This is a genomic window from Streptomyces sp. NPDC037389 (genome assembly GCF_040636475.1).
GTDB lineage: Bacteria > Actinomycetota > Actinomycetes > Streptomycetales > Streptomycetaceae > Streptomyces > Streptomyces hesseae.
Genome location: NZ_JBEZUS010000008.1, coordinates 340,638 through 355,898 on the forward strand (window position 1 = coordinate 340,638; position 15,261 = coordinate 355,898).

Annotated in this window: 11 protein-coding genes and 1 pseudogene; 5 read left to right on the plus strand and 7 right to left on the minus strand. The window is 72.2% G+C overall.

The features are described from left to right. Nucleotides 1-129 precede the first annotated feature (129 nt). The 4 genes from AB0E98_RS20315 to AB0E98_RS20330 form a co-directional block, all read right to left on the minus strand. On the minus strand, nucleotides 130-1,098 hold the full coding sequence (locus tag AB0E98_RS20315) for a cytochrome c oxidase assembly protein (RefSeq protein ID WP_361704371.1): 969 nt from the start codon (nucleotides 1,096-1,098) through the stop codon (nucleotides 130-132). A gap of 202 nt (nucleotides 1,099-1,300) precedes the next feature. Then, nucleotides 1,301-2,326 carry a 6-phosphofructokinase gene (locus AB0E98_RS20320; RefSeq protein ID WP_361704373.1) on the minus strand — a complete coding sequence of 342 codons (1,026 nt, stop codon included), beginning with the start codon at nucleotides 2,324-2,326 and terminating at the stop codon, nucleotides 1,301-1,303. A 117-nt stretch (nucleotides 2,327-2,443) separates the two neighbouring features. Continuing rightward, nucleotides 2,444-3,172 (minus strand): glutamine amidotransferase, encoded by a 729-nt coding sequence (locus tag AB0E98_RS20325; protein ID WP_361704375.1) that lies wholly within the window; start codon nucleotides 3,170-3,172, stop codon nucleotides 2,444-2,446. A 30-nt stretch (nucleotides 3,173-3,202) separates the two neighbouring features. Next, nucleotides 3,203-4,441, minus strand: coding sequence for a MurT ligase domain-containing protein (locus tag AB0E98_RS20330; RefSeq protein WP_361704376.1), 1,239 nt, complete (start codon nucleotides 4,439-4,441; stop codon nucleotides 3,203-3,205). 164 nt (nucleotides 4,442-4,605) lie between these two features. On the opposite strand from AB0E98_RS20330, the gene def reads away from it, so the two are divergent. Further along, nucleotides 4,606-5,211: a peptide deformylase gene (gene def / locus AB0E98_RS20335; protein ID WP_361704378.1), complete on the plus strand. Its 606-nt coding sequence runs from the start codon at nucleotides 4,606-4,608 to the stop codon at nucleotides 5,209-5,211. Between the two features lie 161 nt (nucleotides 5,212-5,372). On the opposite strand, the gene AB0E98_RS20340 is transcribed toward def, so the two are convergent. Next, on the minus strand, nucleotides 5,373-6,017 hold the full coding sequence (locus tag AB0E98_RS20340; protein ID WP_361704379.1) for a TetR family transcriptional regulator: 645 nt from the start codon (nucleotides 6,015-6,017) through the stop codon (nucleotides 5,373-5,375). Nucleotides 6,018-6,166: 149 nt separating this feature from the next. Between AB0E98_RS20340 and AB0E98_RS20345 the strand changes: the two genes are divergently transcribed. From AB0E98_RS20345 to AB0E98_RS20355, 3 genes and pseudogenes are all read left to right on the plus strand, one after another. Continuing rightward, entirely contained in the window at nucleotides 6,167-7,390 is a 1,224-nt protein-coding gene (locus AB0E98_RS20345; protein ID WP_361704381.1) for an acyl-CoA dehydrogenase family protein, read from the plus strand. A gap of 187 nt (nucleotides 7,391-7,577) precedes the next feature. Continuing rightward, a pseudogene (murJ, locus tag AB0E98_RS20350) lies at nucleotides 7,578-9,251 on the plus strand (murein biosynthesis integral membrane protein MurJ); the annotation flags it as partial. Between the two features lie 153 nt (nucleotides 9,252-9,404). Next, nucleotides 9,405-10,055, plus strand: a complete 651-nt coding sequence (locus tag AB0E98_RS20355) for a DUF4352 domain-containing protein (RefSeq protein ID WP_361704384.1) — start codon at nucleotides 9,405-9,407, stop codon at nucleotides 10,053-10,055. Between the two features lie 28 nt (nucleotides 10,056-10,083). Here the strand turns inward: AB0E98_RS20355 and AB0E98_RS20360 are convergent, their stop codons facing one another. Continuing rightward, a complete protein-coding gene (locus AB0E98_RS20360; RefSeq protein ID WP_361704387.1) occupies nucleotides 10,084-10,857 on the minus strand; it encodes a 4-phosphopantetheinyl transferase in 774 nt (257 codons plus the stop codon). 272 nt (nucleotides 10,858-11,129) lie between these two features. Here AB0E98_RS20360 and AB0E98_RS20365 point away from each other — a divergent pair, with 272 nt between their 5' ends. Further along, nucleotides 11,130-12,731 carry a GMC oxidoreductase gene (locus tag AB0E98_RS20365; protein ID WP_361704528.1) on the plus strand — a complete coding sequence of 534 codons (1,602 nt, stop codon included), beginning with the start codon at nucleotides 11,130-11,132 and terminating at the stop codon, nucleotides 12,729-12,731. Nucleotides 12,732-12,866: 135 nt separating this feature from the next. Here AB0E98_RS20365 and AB0E98_RS20370 read toward each other — a convergent pair whose 3' ends face one another. Then, entirely contained in the window at nucleotides 12,867-15,038 is a 2,172-nt protein-coding gene (locus AB0E98_RS20370) for a PIG-L family deacetylase (protein WP_361704388.1), read from the minus strand. Nucleotides 15,039-15,261 lie beyond the last annotated feature (223 nt).

Below are 15,261 nucleotides of genomic sequence, written 5' to 3' on the forward strand. Positions count from 1 at the left end.
CACGGCGGTCCCGCCGTACGGCCGTACATACGCGCGGACCGCGGTCAGGAGACCATCGTCTCCCCACCGCGGTCCGTACCGCCATACCGCCGCCGGGCCCGGTCCGGAACCGGCCCGGCCCAGCCCGGCCTAGCCCTGCCGGCCCTTGGCGTGGAGCGAGGCCAGATAGGCGTTGTAGGCCTGGAGCTCCTTGTCGCCGCTGCGCTCCTCCGCGCGGTCGGACCGCTTGGCCTGCCGCTGCTCGGAGCGGTACCACTGGTACACCAGCGCCAGCAGCACCAGGACCGACGGGATCTCGCTGAACGCCCAGGCGATGCCGCCGCCCGCCTTCTGGTCGTCCAGCGCGTCGATGCCCAGCGAGGCCGGCGGATGCATATACGTGCCGATCATCGGCTCCGAGGCCATCATCAGCGCGATGCCGAAGAAGGCGTGGAAGGGCATGCCCGCGAACAGCTCCAGCATCCGCATCACATAGCCCGGCCGGTGCGGGCCCGGGTCCACACCCATGATCGGCCAGAAGAACACCAGGCCCACCGCGAGGAAGTGCACCATCATCGCGATGTGCCCGGTCCTCGTCTCCATGAGGAAGTCGAAGAGCGGCGTGAAGTACAGCGCGTACAGGCTCGCGATGAACATCGGGATCGTGAACGCCGGGTGGGTGATGATCCGCATGTAGCGGCTGTGCAGCAGGGCCACCAGCCACTCGCGCGGCCCCTTGCGACCGCGCCCCGCGGCGGGCAGCGCCCGCAGCGTCAGCGTCACCGGGGCGCCCAGGAGGAGCAGGATCGGGGAGAGCATGCTGATCACCATGTGCTGCACCATGTGCACGCTAAACATGACCATGCCGTAGTCGTTGAGCTTGGTGCACATCACCAGCGCCACGCTCAGCACGCCCAGCGTGAACGCCACCACCCGGCCCCACGGCCAGGCGTCGCCGCGTCTCCGCAGCCGCACCACGCCCCAGCCGTAGAGGCCCAGCCCCAGCAGGCAGCCGATCATAAAGAACGGCTCGCCGCTGAATTGCAGACCCCGGCCCAGCGTGAACGGCGGCATGTCCATGTGCATCATGCCGTGCATGCCGTGTCCGCCGTGATCCATCCAGTCTCTCCCATTTCGCACCGATGCGCCGGGACCAGAGTAGAGGCGACCCGGGGCGGGCCCACGGCCGGGGCGCCTCGCCCGCGTGCGCGGCGCTACCGGTGCGGTCGGTGTCCTCGGCACGACGCCGGGGCGGGGGAGCGGGCTGGCCCGCGGGTCCGGCCAGGGCCCCTGGGGCCGTCCCCCGGGGAGGCACAGCGGATCACAGCACGTTCTCGGCCTCGGAGTAGCGCTCCGCCGGGACCGTCTTCAGCCGTTCGGTGGCCTCGGCCAGCGGCACCAGCGTGATGTCCGTGCCGCGCAGCGCCGTCATCATCCCGAACGCGCCCCGGTGCACGGCCTCCACCGCGTGCCAGCCGAAGCGGGTGGCGAGCACCCGGTCGTACGCGGTGGGGGTGCCGCCGCGCTGCACATGGCCGAGGATGACGGGCCGGGCCTCCTTGTCCAGGCGGCGCTCCAGCTCCCCGGCCAGCTGCCGGGCGACACCGGCGAATCGCTCGTGCCCGTAGACGTCCGTACCGCCGGTCTCGAAGTCCATCGAGCCGGGGCGCGGCTTGGCGCCCTCCGCGACGACCACGATGGCGAATCGTTTCCCCGCCTCGAAGCGCTTGCCGACGACGGCCGTCAGCTCGTCGATGTCGAAGGGCCGTTCCGGCACCACGATCGCGTGGGCGCCGGCGGCCATGCCCGACTGGAGGGCGATCCAGCCGGTGTGGCGGCCCATCACCTCCACGATCAGTACCCGCTGATGGGACTCGGCGGTCGTCTTCAGCCGGTCCAGGGCCTCCGTGGCCACGCCCACGGCCGTGTCGAAGCCGAAGGTGACGTCGGTCGAGGCGATGTCGTTGTCGATGGTCTTGGGGACGCCGACGATCGGCAGCCCCGCGTCCGAGAGCAGCCGGGCCGCCTTGAGGGTGCCCTCGCCGCCGATGGGGATGACGGCGTCCAGGCCGAGCGCGGCCATGTGGTCGCGAGCGCGCTCCACGCCGCCGCGCAGATCCTCGGGCCGTACCCGGGAGGAGCCGAGCACGGTGCCGCCGGTGGCGAGGATGCCGGCCACGGACTCCAGGTCCAGCGGCCGGTGGTCGCCCTCCAGCAGACCGCGCCAGCCGTCGTGGAAACCGATGACCGTGTCGCCGTGGTCGACGACGGCGCGGTGGACGACGGAACGGATGACGGCGTTGAGCCCGGGGCAGTCGCCGCCGGAGGTGAGCACACCGATGCGCATGACAGGGGGACCTTTTGGATCGGGGCCCCGCGGGGCCGCTTAAGGACCGGACCCCGTCGTCCGGTGGGAATCCCCGCCACCCTAAACCGTCGGGGCGGCGGGGATCACGACCGTCCGCTATGCGGGCTGTGTCGCCGCGGCGATCCGCTCGGCGCGCAGCGCCTCGTACCAGCGGTCGTCGACCGGCGGCAGGGCGTTGACGTCCAGCGCCAGCTTGATCAGCATGTCCGCGATATGCGGGTTGCGGGCCATGACCGGGCCGTGCATGTACGTACCGAAGACGGTCTCGTTGAACGCGCCCTCGGTGCCGTCGCCGGTGCCGTTGCCCTTGCCGAAACGGACCCGGGCGAACGGGCGGGCCGTCGGGCCCAGGTGGGTGACGCCCTGGTGGTTCTCGAACCCGGTCAGCGGCGGCAGGCCGAGCTGGGGGTCGATGTCGCCGAGGACGTCGCCGACGCAGCGCTCGCCCTCGCCCCGGGTGCTGATGACGTCCAGCAGACCGAGGCCCTGCTCGCGCCGGCCCAGGTCGTTGACGAACTCGTGGCCCAGGATCTGGTAGCCGGCGCAGACCGAGAAGACGATCGCGCCATTGGCGACGGCCCGGTTGAGACCGCCGTCGCGGCGCAGCCGCTCGGCGGCCAGCCGCTGCGGCCGGTCCTCGCCGCCACCGATCAGGTAGATGTCACCGGAGGTGGGGATCTGCTGGTCGGAGCGGACGTCCACACGCTGGACGTCCAGGCGGCGCTGGTGGGCGCGGCGCTCCAGGACCAGGACGTTGCCCTGGTCGCCGTAGGTGCTGAGCAGGTCGGGGTAGACCCACACCACACGCAGACTGTTCTGGCTCATGCTCACAATCCTTTGAGTGCTGCCCGTGGGTCAGTTGCCGACGACGCGGCGGATGTCCTGGAAAGCGGTGTAGTTCGCGATGACCTCGACCTTGCCGGGCGGGGCCATCTGCACCGCCTCGTCGAACGTCTCGCAGACCCGGAAGTCCACGCCCGCGACCTCCAGGCGCACGGCCAGGTCCAGCTTGCGGTCGCCGATGACCATGATCGGGTGCCCGGCGAGCCGGGTGTAGTCGACGTCCCACAGCCACGAGGTGTCGGTGCCGTCCGCGCCACGGGCGTTCACCGACAGGATCACCGGTGCCGGCGGGCCGTCGATCAGCGAGAACGTCTCCAGCCAGCCGGCCGGGTTCTTCGCCAGCAGCAGCCGTACCTCACGGTCGAGGTAGTTCACCACGTCGTACCGGCCGGCCACCGCCTGCACCTGGTACATCCGCTCCAGCGCCACCTGCGGCGGCACGCCGAAGGTCGCGGCCACGGCGGCCGAGGTGGTGGCGTTGGCCTTGTTGGCCCGGCCCGGCAGCTGGAGGTGGATGGGCCACGCGGAGCCGTGCGGGTCGAGGACGTAGTCCCCCGACAGTGCCCAGCTCGGCGTCGGCCGCCTGAAGCCGCACTCGCCGCAGAACCAGTCGTCACCCGGGCGCTGCATCACACCACCGCAGGAGGGGCACGACCAGGCGTCGTCCTTCCACTCCTGGCCGGCCGCGACCCACACCACGTTCTGCGACGAGGACGCCGCCCACACGATCAGCGGGTCGTCCGCGTTGGCGATCACCACGGCCTTGGTGCCGGCCAGGCCCTCACGCCACTTCTCGGCCAGCATGCGGGTCTCCGCGGCGCGGTCCAGCTGGTCGCGCGAGAGGTTCAGCAGCGCTATGGCCTTGGGCGAGGTGTCGCGGGCGACACCCGCGAGGTACTTCTCGTCCACCTCGATCACGCCGTAGCGGGCGTCCGAGCCGCCCGCCAGGGCGGAGGTGATGCCCGCGGGCATGTTCGCGCCCAGCGCGTTGGACACCACCGGACCGCTGGCCCGCAGCGCCTCGGCGATCAGCCGGGTCGTGGTCGTCTTGCCGTTGGTGGCCGACACCAGGACCACGTCCAGGTGGGTTGCCAGCCGGGCCAGCAGGTCGGGGTCGAGCTTGAGCGCGACCTTGCCGCCGATCACCGACCCACTGCCGCGGCCCGCTGCGCGCGACACCGCCGCAGCCGCCTTGCCCGCCGTCACGGCGAGCTTGGCCCGCGGCGACAGCGGCCCCGAGTTGCCTGCCATCGTCCTAGATCCTCCTTGTTCGGCGCCGGGCCGTAAATCCTGGTCAGCCGGTGGAACGCCCCTCCAGTGCCGAGGGCCGGCCAGGAGACTCCGGTCGGGGATCAGCCTATCGAGATCCGGCCGCGGGCCCGAACCCGCGGCCCGGGGAACGTACGCTGGAGCCCATGCGACGAGGCACCATTCCCGGCAGTTCAGGACGTGTGCGGCCCATGAGGCTGCTCGGAGACCGGGGTCTCGCGGCACCCTGCGAGGAGGTCACGGCGTTTGACGACGACCTCGCCCGGCTCGTCGAGGACATGTTCGCCACCATGTACGAGGCGGGCGGCGTCGGCCTCGCCGCCAACCAGATAGGCGTGCCGCTGCGCCTCTTCGTCTACGACTGCCCCGACGACGAGGACCGCCGCCACCTGGGCCATGTCGTCAACCCCCGGCTCGTCGCCACCGACGGCCCCGTGATCCGCGGCCCCGAGGGCTGTCTGTCCGTCCCGGGGATCGAGGCGGGCACCCCGCGCTTCGACGAGGCCGTCGTCGAGGGCGTCCGCCTGGACGGCTCCCCGGTCACGGTAAGGGGCACCGGCTTCTTCGCGCGGTGCCTCCAGCACGAGTGCGACCACCTCGACGGCGGGCTGTACCTCGACCACCTCACGGGGCTGCGGCGCCGACGCGCCCTGCGCGCGGCCCGGCGGGCCGGGCTGTCCCCGGCTCCGGCCGGGGCCGCGGCGGCGGTGGTCGAGGCTCCTGCCCCGGCGGCCGGCGGCCGGGCGGGCTGACGCGGCCCGCCCGGGCGGCCGGGACGTACGGGCCCGGCCTGGCCCGCGCCGCCCGGCCGCCCGCGGGGGCACGGACGTACGCCCACGGGCGTTCCGGCATACAGACCCGGCATACAGACCCGGCATACAGACCCGACGTGCCGGGCCGGAGCGCCGCCCCGTCAGAACCCCGGGCCGTCCGCCCGGTCGCCCGACGTGGCCAGGCGGCCCCACAGCAGGTCCGCGAGGTACCGGACGAGCTGCTCGCGCGGGAAGGGACGCTCCCGCAGCCACCAGTCGCCGGCGGCGTGCATCATGCCGACGATGCCGTGGCCCCACGCCCGGGCCAGTTCCTCCCCGTCCGGGCCGAGGTCCACCCGCTCGACTATGACCTGCGCCAGCTCCTCGCCCATGCGCCGCAGCAGCGGCGCCGAGTGTCGGCCGACGTCGAAGCCCTGGTCGGAGGGCTGGCCCTCGTCGGCCGGGTGCATCAGGAAGCGGTAGACCTGGGGCCGCGCCTCTATGGCCGCCAGATAGCTGTCCAGCGTCGTCTCCACCCGCTCGCGCCGGTTGGTGGGCGCGTCCAGCGCCGCCCGCAGCCCGGCGAGCAGGGCGTCGGTGTGCCGTACGGCCAGCGCCCGGTACAGGCCCCCCTTGTCGCCGAAGTGCCGGTAGAGGATGGGCTTGGTGATCCCCGCCTCCGCCGCGATGGCGTTCATCGACGCCCCCGGACCGTCCCGCAGCACCACCCGGTCCGCGGCCTCCAGCAGCTCCCTCCGCCGCTGCTCCGCCGCCTTGTGCTGCTCTTCCCGCTGACTGGTCTCCATCAGACGTGCCTCCCCGCCCCAGTGAATCGAAATGCCTGCGCAAAGTAACACCCGATCCACACAGCGGATTCGGGAGGAGGTCCGTTGACAGGCTTTACCGGTGGGTAACATACTGCCGTTACCGCTGGTAGCGCATGTTGGGAGGGGTCATGGCCGCGTTTGAGCCGGAGCTGAGCGAAGAGCAGGAGACCGTCCGGGACTGGATCCACGGCTTCGCCGCCGACGTGATGCGACCCGCGGCCGCGGAGTGGGACGAACGCGAGGAATTCCCCTGGCCGGTGGTCCGGGAGGCCGCCAGGATCGGGCTCTACTCGCTGGACTTCTACGCCCGCCAGTTCTTCGACCCCACGGGCCTGGGCATCCCGGTGGCCATGGAGGAGCTCTTCTGGGGCGACGCGGGCCTGGGCCTGGCGATCACCGGCACGGGGCTCGCGGCGGTCAGCGTCTTCACCAACGGCACCGACGAGCAGATAGGCACCTGGGTGCCGCAGATGTACGGCGACGCGAACGATGTGAAGATCGCCGCGTTCTGCTCCTCCGAACCCGACGCGGGCTCGGACGTCTCGGCCATGCGCACCCGCGCCCGCCACGACGAGGCCAAGGACGAGTGGGTGATCGACGGCGTCAAGGCGTGGGCCACCAACGGCGGCATCGCCGACGTCCACGTCGTCGTCGCCGTGGTCGACCCGGAGCTCGGGGCCAGGGGCCACGCCTCCTTCGTCGTCCCGCCCGGCACCCCCGGCCTCGCCCAGGGCCAGAAGTTCCGCAAGCACGGCATCCGCGCCTCCCACACCGCCGAGGTCGTCCTCCAGGGCGTCCGGGTCCCCGGCCACTGCCTCCTCGGCGGCAAGGACCGGCTGGACGAACGCCTCGCCCGCGCCCGGGAACGCGCGAACGGCGCCGAGCGGGGCGGGAACGCCGCGATGGCCACCTTCGAGGCGTCCCGCCCGGCCGTCGGAGCCCAGGCCGTCGGCATCGCCCGCGCCGCGTACGAGGTGGCGCTCGACTACGCCCGGACCCGGGTGCAGTTCGGCCGGCCGATCATCGACAACCAGGGCGTCGCCTTCCAGCTCGCCGACATGCGCACCCGTATCGACGCGGCCCGCCTGCTGGTGTGGCGCGCCTCCTGGATGGCCACGGCCGGCCGTCCCTTCACCGCGGCGGAGGGCTCGATGTCCAAACTCTTCGCTGGCGAGACCGCCAAACAGGTCACGGCCCAGGCCATGCAGATCCTCGGCGGCAACGGCTACACCCGCGACTATCCGGTGGAACGCATGCACCGGGACGCCGCGATCTACTCCGTCTTCGAGGGCACGAGCGAGATCCAGCGCCTGGTGATCGCACGGGCCATCTCGGGGATGCCGATCCGGTAGGCGGAACCCCGGGCGGCCGTCCCGGCGTGATCTTCCTCATGTGATCAGGCGTGATCACATGAGGAAGGGAGCGATGATGCCGGGCTTACAGAACAGTCGTGCCGGTCGGCCTCGGGAGTCCGCGAAGGAGCTCGACGCCGACACATTGCGGCTCACCGCCGTGAAGAGCCCGCCGGCCGCGGGGCGGGCCCCCGCGCCCACCGGCGAAGGCAGCGCTTCCGGACTGGCGAGAGCCGGCGCCGTGATGGCCGTCGGTACGCTGGTCTCCCGGCTGACCGGCTTTGTGCGCAGCCTTGTGATCGCCGCGGCTCTGGGGACCGCCGTGCTCGGCGACACCTACACCGTGGCCTCCACCCTCCCCGCGATGATGTACATCCTCACCGTCGGCGGCGGGCTCAACTCCGTTTTCGTGCCCCGACTCGTGCGCGCCATGAAGGAGGACGAGGACGGGGGCGAGGCGTACGCCAACCGTCTGCTCACCCTCGTCATGGTGACGCTCGGCGCCATCGTCGCCGTCGCCGTCCTCGCAGCGCCGCTCCTGGTCCGGCTGATGTCGAACGCCATCGCCCAGGACCAGGCGGCCAACAGCGTCGCCGTGGTCTTCGCCCGCTACTGCCTGCCCACCATCTTCTTCATGGGCCTGCACGTCGTCATGGGCCAGATCCTCAACGCCCGTGGCAGGTTCGGGGCGATGATGTGGACGCCCGTGCTCAACAACGTCGTGGTCATCGCCACGTTCGGCGCGTTCGTCTGGGTCTACGGCGCGTACCGCGAGTCCGGTATGGGCGTCGGCACGATCCCGCCGGAAGGGGTGCGGCTGCTCGGCGCCGGGACGCTGCTCGGTCTCGTCGTGCAGGCGCTGGCCATGGTCCCGTACCTCCGGGAGACCGGCTTCCGGTTCCGTCCCCGCTTCGACTGGAAGGGGCAGGGGCTCGGCCGGACGGTCCGGCTCGCCAAGTGGACCGTGCTGTTCGTTCTCGCCAATCAAGCGGGCGCCACGGTCGTCACCCAGCTGGCCACCGCCGCCGGCGAGGCGTCCGGCAAGGAGGGTGCCGGCTTCACCGCGTACACCAATGCCCAGCTGATCTGGGGCATGCCCCAGGCCGTCATCACCGTCTCGGTCATGGCCGCCGTGCTGCCCCGTCTCTCCCGCGCGGCCCAGGGCGACGACCCGGGAGCGGTGCGCGACGACATCTCCCGGGCGCTCCGGACGTCGGCGGTCGCCATCGTCCCCGTGTCGTTCGCCTTCCTCGCGCTCGGCCTGCCGATGTCCACGCTGCTCTTCTCCGGTGTGGGCCCCGGAGCCGCCCGGGGCATGGGCTTCATCCTCATGGCGTTCGGCCTCGGACTCGTCCCGTACTCCGTGCAGTACGTCGTCCTCCGCGGCTTCTACGCGTACGAGGACACCCGGACGCCGTTCTTCAACACGCTCGTCGTCGCCGGCGTCAACGGCGTCGCGGCCGTCGCCTGCTACCTCCTGCTCCCGGCCGCCTGGGCGGCCGCCGGCATGGCGGCGTCCTACGGCCTCGCCTACGCGGTGGGCGTCGGGATCGCGTGGAAGCGGCTGCGCGATCGCCTCGGCGGCGACCTCGACGGGCCGCGCGTCGTCCGGACGTACGCCCGGCTGTGCGCCGCGGCCGTGCCGGCGGCCCTCGTCGGCGGTGCGGCCGCGTTCGCCATCGCCCAGGGCCTGGGGGACGGCGTCCTCGGCTCGGTCGCGGCGCTGGTCGTCGGCGGTTCCGTGCTGCTCGGCGTCTTCGTCGTCATGGCAAAACGACTCCGTGTCGAGGAGTTCGACGCGCTGGCCGGCATGGTCCGGGGCCGGCTCGGCGGGGTCCGCTCCGGGGTGACGATCCGGTAGGTCCGATTGGTACCCGGTCGCCATGTATCGCCGCCACGGTTTGATCACCCGAATGTCACAGGAAGCCCACAGGCCCCCTGGATGGCGAAAACGACTCTGACCTGCGGGTAAGAATGTGCACGTCAAAAACCGAACCACCACGGGGGATACACCATGCGTCGTCAGCTCTCCACCGCCGCGATCGTGATCGCACTCGCCGCCACCGCCACCGCCTGCAACAGTGACGGTGTCGACGCCAAGCCCGACAACAGCGCGAGCCAGGGTGCCGTCGCCGCCGACCCGGGCAAGGGCGGCGGCGCCGACAAGGGCTCCGCCGGTCAGGGCGGCGCCGACAAGGGTGGCGCCGCCCAGGGCGGGGCGGACAAGGGTTCCGCCGGTCAGGGCGGGAGCCAGGTCGTCGGCAACACCGTCACCATCAAGGCCAAGAACGGCGCCCAGATCGCCGTCACGCTCAAGAACTTCGCCGACCCGGCCCAGAGCGACAACAAGTTCATGAAGCCCTCGGCGGGCAAGCGCTGGGTCGCCGCCCAGCTGGAGATCGTCAACACCGGCACCGAGGTGTACGACGACAGCCCGGCCAACGGTGTGAAGGTCACGGACGAGCAGGGCCAGGCCTACACCCACTCCATCGGCTCCACCACCGCCGGTGCCAACATGCCCGCCACGGTCAAGCTCAGCGGCGGCCAGAAGGCCCTCGGCTATGTGGTGGTCTCGATGCCCGAGAGCGCCAAGGTCAAGGCCATCAGCTTCACCCCGGACTCCGGCTTCGCCAAGGAGTCCGCGGAGTGGACGGTCAAGAAGTAACAAGAAGCAATAAACCGTGAGATGACGTTCAGGCGGCCAGGCCCTCGGGGTCCAGCCGCCTGACGTCGTAGCGGACCGTGAGCCGGCCGCGCACCGCCGCGGCCGCCGAGGCGGTGCCGGCCGGTACGTCGACGATCGTCCAGCCGGTGGGCCACGGGGGCGTGTCCGGGCCGCCGTTGCCCACGTAGTCGAGGGCGGGGGAGCGGCCCAGGCCCGCGCCCAGCCCCTTGAGGTAGGCGTGCTTGCGGACCCGTAGCCGGGAGTGGACCGCGGGGCGGCGCACCACCGGCGCGGCCATGACCTCGCGGTGCTCGGCGGGGTGGAGGGAGCGGGCGGCCTCGGCCACCGTGTGGACGCCCGGGGGCCGTTCGGCGGCCACGCCCACGGGGGCGGAGGCGACGCCGATCAGCACCAGCCCCTCGCCCCGCGCCAGGGAGAAGAAGGGCGCGCCGGGCGCGGCCGGCCTGCCGTGCGGCCCGCCGCAGCAGGGGCACGCCTCGCGGACGAGGTCCACCGCGCCGGGGGCGGCGTCCAGATACGCCCCGAGGATCCGACGCAGCGTCAGATGTGCTGCCACATAGCCCGCGCGGTCGAAGGGATGGGCGAACGCGTCCGCCCGGGCGCGCTCCTGGCCGTCGAGCGGCGCTTCGTCGAGGGCGGCCGCGCCGAGCCAGGGTCCGGGGAGTCTCAGCAGCCAGAGGTCGAGCGCCCCGGCGGGCGGGGTGTCGAGGGCCGTGGGCCAGGAGGCGTCGGCGGCGTGGCCCGGGCGGAGGGCGGTGGCGTGATCCAGTGGTAACTGCACAGGGCGCTCCGATGAGTCGGTGACGGCCGGGAGCGTACAGGAGTCATATGTCCCACACATATCGGCTTCGGAGGAGAGTGATACTTGTGAACGTTTTCTATGAAGAAGTGCAAGTATCCTTTTGAAGTCTGGTCATTCTTCTAGGTCTTTCCTGAGCGGAACGTTGGGCAGAGTGGCTGTGTACCGGATTCATCAGCGGTTTCACCAGCCTCCGAAAGGTCAGGATCCACGTGGGAGTCAACCAGCACCTGTCGCGCCGTCGTCTGCTCGGCATGGCGGCCTTGAGCGCCGCCGCCCTCAGCGGGGCCACGACGATCTCCACGGCGCCCCGGGCGCAGGCCGCCGGCCGGGCGGCCGGGGACGGCGGGACGCATGTGCCGGCCGTGGTGATCGGTACCGGTTACGGTGCCGCCGTCGCGGCGCTGCGGCTCGGTGAGGCCGGGGTGGAGACCCTGATGCTGGAGATGGGGCAGCAGTGGGACAAGCCGGGGTCGGACGGCAAGGTGTTCACCGGCATGCTCAAGCCCGACGAGCGCTCCAGCTGGTTCAAGAAGCGCACCGAGGCCCCGCTCGGCTCGTTCCTCTGGCTCGACGTGGTCAACCGTGACATCACCCCGTACGCCGGAGTGCTGGACCGGGTCAACTACGACCAGATGTCCGTCTACGTGGGCCGCGGCGTCGGCGGCGGCTCGCTGGTCAACGGCGGTATGGCCGTGACGCCCAAGCGCTCCTACTTCGAGGAGGTGCTGCCGCAGGTCGACGCCGCCGAGATGTACGACCGGTACTTCCCGCGAGCCAACTCCACCCTGCGCGTCAACCACATCGACACGAAGTGGTTCGAGGACACCGAGTGGTACAAGTTCGCGCGCGTCTCCCGGGACCAGGCCGGCAAGGCGGGCCTGGGCACCACCTTCGTGCCCAACGTCTACGACTGGGACCACATGCGGCGCGAGGCCGCCGGCGAGGCGCCGAAGTCCGCGCTCGCCGGCGAGGTCATCTACGGCAACAACCACGGCAAGATGAGCCTGGACAAGACCTATCTGGCCACCGCCCTCGGCACCGGCAAGGTCACCATCCGGACCCTTCACAAGGTCAAGTCCGTGCGGACGCAGAAGGACGGCTCCTACGTCCTGACCGTCGAGGAGACGGACGCCTACGGGAAGACGCTGGCGGTCAAGGAGATCTCCTGCACCTATCTGTTCCTCGGGGCCGGCAGCCTCGGCTCCACGGAACTGCTGCTGCGCGCCCGGGAGACCGGCGCCCTGCCCGGCCTCAGCTCCGAGATCGGCAAGGGCTGGGGCCCCAACGGCAACATCATGACGGCCCGTGCCAACCACATGTGGAACCCCACCGGCGCCAAGCAGTCGTCCATCCCCGCCCTGGGCATCGACGACTGGAACAACCCCACGGCCCCCGTCTTCGCCGAGATCGCCCCGATGCCCGCCGGCCTGGAGACCTGGGTCAGCCTCTACCTGGCGATCACCAAGAACCCCGAGCGCGGCACCTTCGTCTACGACGCCGCCGCCGACCGGGCGGACCTGCGGTGGACCCGCGACCAGAACGCCCCCGCCGTCGCCGCCGCCAAGTCGCTCTTCGACCGCGTCAACAAGGCGAACGGGACGATCTACCGCTACGACCTCTTCGGCACCCGGCTCAAGGCCTTCGCCGACGACTTCTGCTACCACCCCCTCGGCGGCGCCGTCCTGGGCAAGGCCACCGACCTCTACGGCCGTGTCGCCGGCGCCAAGAACCTCTACCTCACGGACGGTTCGCTGATCCCGGGCTCCATCGGCGTCAACCCCTTCGTGACCATCACCGCGCTCGCCGAGCGCAACGTCGAGCGCGTCATCCAGCAGGACATCAAGGCGAAGTGACGGGCGGCTCCGCCGGGGCGGGATTGGTTACCCGCGGGCCGGTGGGGGCTTGTCGCGCCCACGCGGCGGTAGCCGCATGTCGACCCCGCCCCGCGCCCCTTACGGGGCGCGGTTCGCTCATGGGGTGCGGTCCGCTCAGGACGTCAGCAGATCGCCCAGGGCCCTGCCGTCGTGCGTGACCCAGTCGGCGACGGCCTCGCCTCCCGTGCCCCTGATCCGGGCGCTGGCGAGCCGTCCGTCCATGCCCAGCACGACCGCGACCGTGCGCCCCCGGGAGTCCCGGGTGAGCGCGGCCGTGCCCCGGTGGGGGACGCCCCCGGCGAGCCAGGGGCCCGGGCGGCCCGAGCCGGCGGACAGCCGCGCCAGTCCGGCGGCGTCACGGGCGGCGAGCACGGTGGCCGTGCCCTCCCGCGCCAGCGCCACCCGGCCGTAACCGCCGATGGGCGCGCACTGGGCGGTGACGCGCCAGCCGGCGCCGCCCGGCCGCAGATCGGCCACGACCACACGGGAGGTGACCGGTTCGCGCAGGGCCAGGCGCATGCCCCCGCCGGGGAGCGCGGCCAGGCTCAGCGGGCCGGTCGCGGCCGGGAGCAGGGTGGGCCCGGCCGCGCGCGGCGGTCCGCCCGGATCCCGGGACCGCCAGTGGTGGACGGTGCGGGGGCCGGCCGCGACGACGTGGACGCGGCCCGCGTCGTCGACGGCGGCGTCCAGGCCGTCCTGGACGACCACGGGCCGCCCGGGGCCCGGGGGCAGTGACCGCCACGCCTCCCACTCCCCGGCGCCGTCGGTGGAGCGGAAGCTCACCCCGCCCGACCGGTTCCGTACGAAGACGAACACCCTGCCGTCCCGGCCGGTCACCGCCACCGGACAGCCCATCTCCAGCGACCCCGAGGGGTCCTTCTCCGGCGCGCCGAGGGAGAGCCACGGGCCGAAGGCCGGGGCTCCGGCGGACACCGTGCCGGTCTGGGCCGTCGTCACCACCTCGCGCCGGTGGGGGACACCGGGCGCGGGCAGCACGGTGCGCACGGAGAACAGCCCCAGCGTGCCGTCCGCGTGCCGCAGCGCCTGTACTTGGCCCTCCAGCAGGGAGCCGCCGAGGGGCACCGGCCCGGACCAGACGCCGCTGCCCGCCCCGGTCTCCGTCCAGCAGCGGGCCTGTCCGCCGAGGACCGCGAAGGCCGCGAGCCGTCCGTCCGGCAGCGGTCGCACCCAGGCCTGCGTGCCGGGGGCTCGGTGGCGGAGGTTGTTCGTCCAGCGGGAGTCCTTCGAGCGCGCGCCGACCTTGCGGTCGCCGCACCCGGCCGGATCGCCGCAGTCCCGGCCCCCGACCCAGCCGTAGATGTCGAGGACGGTGGTCTTGTGGGCGGTGGCGGCGTCGTCGAGGCTGTTCGGCAGGAGGGCCGCCTCGTAGCCGAGGTAGCTGTCCACGGCCGTGAGCCGGGCGGGCCCCCGCCCCCAGTACCGGGCCAGGGCCGCCTGCGCGAAGTGGGCGGAGGCCGTGTGGTCCTGGTGGTCGTAGGTGGCGATGCCCTGGAGCACGGACGGAACGCCGGCGTAGTGCGGCTGGCGTGGCAGGCGGGTGGGGGTGGGGTCGAGGGTCCGGACGACCGTGGGCCGGTGGCGCTCCAGCACGGCGGCGAGCGAGTCGATCACCTGCTCCCGGGTGTAGCGGAAGACGCGGCCGACCGGGCTCGCGGTGGGGACGAGCGTGGGGAGGTCCCGCGTCGCGCCCAGCCACAGGCCCCGCAGGCTGTCCCGGCGCGGCGCACGCAGGGCCCGGGCCTCGACCAGCTCCATGAAGATCAGCTGGACCCGGGGCGCGGCGACGAGCGTCTGCGACTCGACCCGGAGGCCCGGCAGGAGCGTCAGCGGTTCGACGTGCCAGGGGCTGAGCCAGTCGCCGGTGACCATGTAAGCGGTCGCCTCCCGGAGCCCGTTGATCCTCGCACGGGCGAAGTCGGGCCGCCGCTCCGGCAGTCCGGCGTAGCCGGGGCCGGTACTCAGCGCGTTGCGGCCGTCGGACTCGCCGCCGGTCATGCAGACCGTCACCACCGGAGCCCCGCCACGCAGGCATTGTTCCAGCTCCGGGTTCATGAAATACAGCGAGTCGTCGGCGTGCGCCATGATGTGGACGAACGCCTCCGCCGGGGCTTCGCTCGCGGGACGCGCGGCGGTGAACCGCCCCCGCTCCGCGCCCTGTTGCGCCCCCGGCGCCGACCACTGGAGCGCGCCCGCCGCGCCCGCTCCGGCGACCAGGCCGCACCCGGCGACCCGGAGGAGCCGGCGACGCGCTATTCGACCTGACACGACGGATCTCCCCTCGGCGACGGTGTGGGGGTGTGACGGTGTGGGGGCGTGCGGAAACGACGGAGCGCGGGGAACACCCGCGAAAAGAAGGGACTGATCGTATGATCCGCGTCCGCCGGTTTTCCCGCCGTTGTGTAACAGCCGTGACACAGCGGCCAAGGGTGGCAATCGAAAATCATGGCAATGTCCGGTGATTCGATGATCCGCGCTCGTTCGATCCGCG

Coding starts and splice junctions, on each gene's coding strand:
- AB0E98_RS20315 (WP_361704371.1), bottom strand. CDS start 1,098: ATGGATCACGGCGGACACGGCATGCACGGCATGATGCACATGGACATG.
- AB0E98_RS20320 (WP_361704373.1), bottom strand. CDS start 2,326: ATGCGCATCGGTGTGCTCACCTCCGGCGGCGACTGCCCCGGGCTCAAC.
- AB0E98_RS20325 (WP_361704375.1), bottom strand. CDS start 3,172: ATGAGCCAGAACAGTCTGCGTGTGGTGTGGGTCTACCCCGACCTGCTC.
- AB0E98_RS20330 (WP_361704376.1), bottom strand. CDS start 4,441: ATGGCAGGCAACTCGGGGCCGCTGTCGCCGCGGGCCAAGCTCGCCGTG.
- def (WP_361704378.1), top strand. CDS start 4,606: ATGCGACGAGGCACCATTCCCGGCAGTTCAGGACGTGTGCGGCCCATG.
- AB0E98_RS20340 (WP_361704379.1), bottom strand. CDS start 6,017: ATGGAGACCAGTCAGCGGGAAGAGCAGCACAAGGCGGCGGAGCAGCGG.
- AB0E98_RS20345 (WP_361704381.1), top strand. CDS start 6,167: ATGGCCGCGTTTGAGCCGGAGCTGAGCGAAGAGCAGGAGACCGTCCGG.
- AB0E98_RS20355 (WP_361704384.1), top strand. CDS start 9,405: ATGCGTCGTCAGCTCTCCACCGCCGCGATCGTGATCGCACTCGCCGCC.
- AB0E98_RS20365 (WP_361704528.1), top strand. CDS start 11,130: ATGGCGGCCTTGAGCGCCGCCGCCCTCAGCGGGGCCACGACGATCTCC.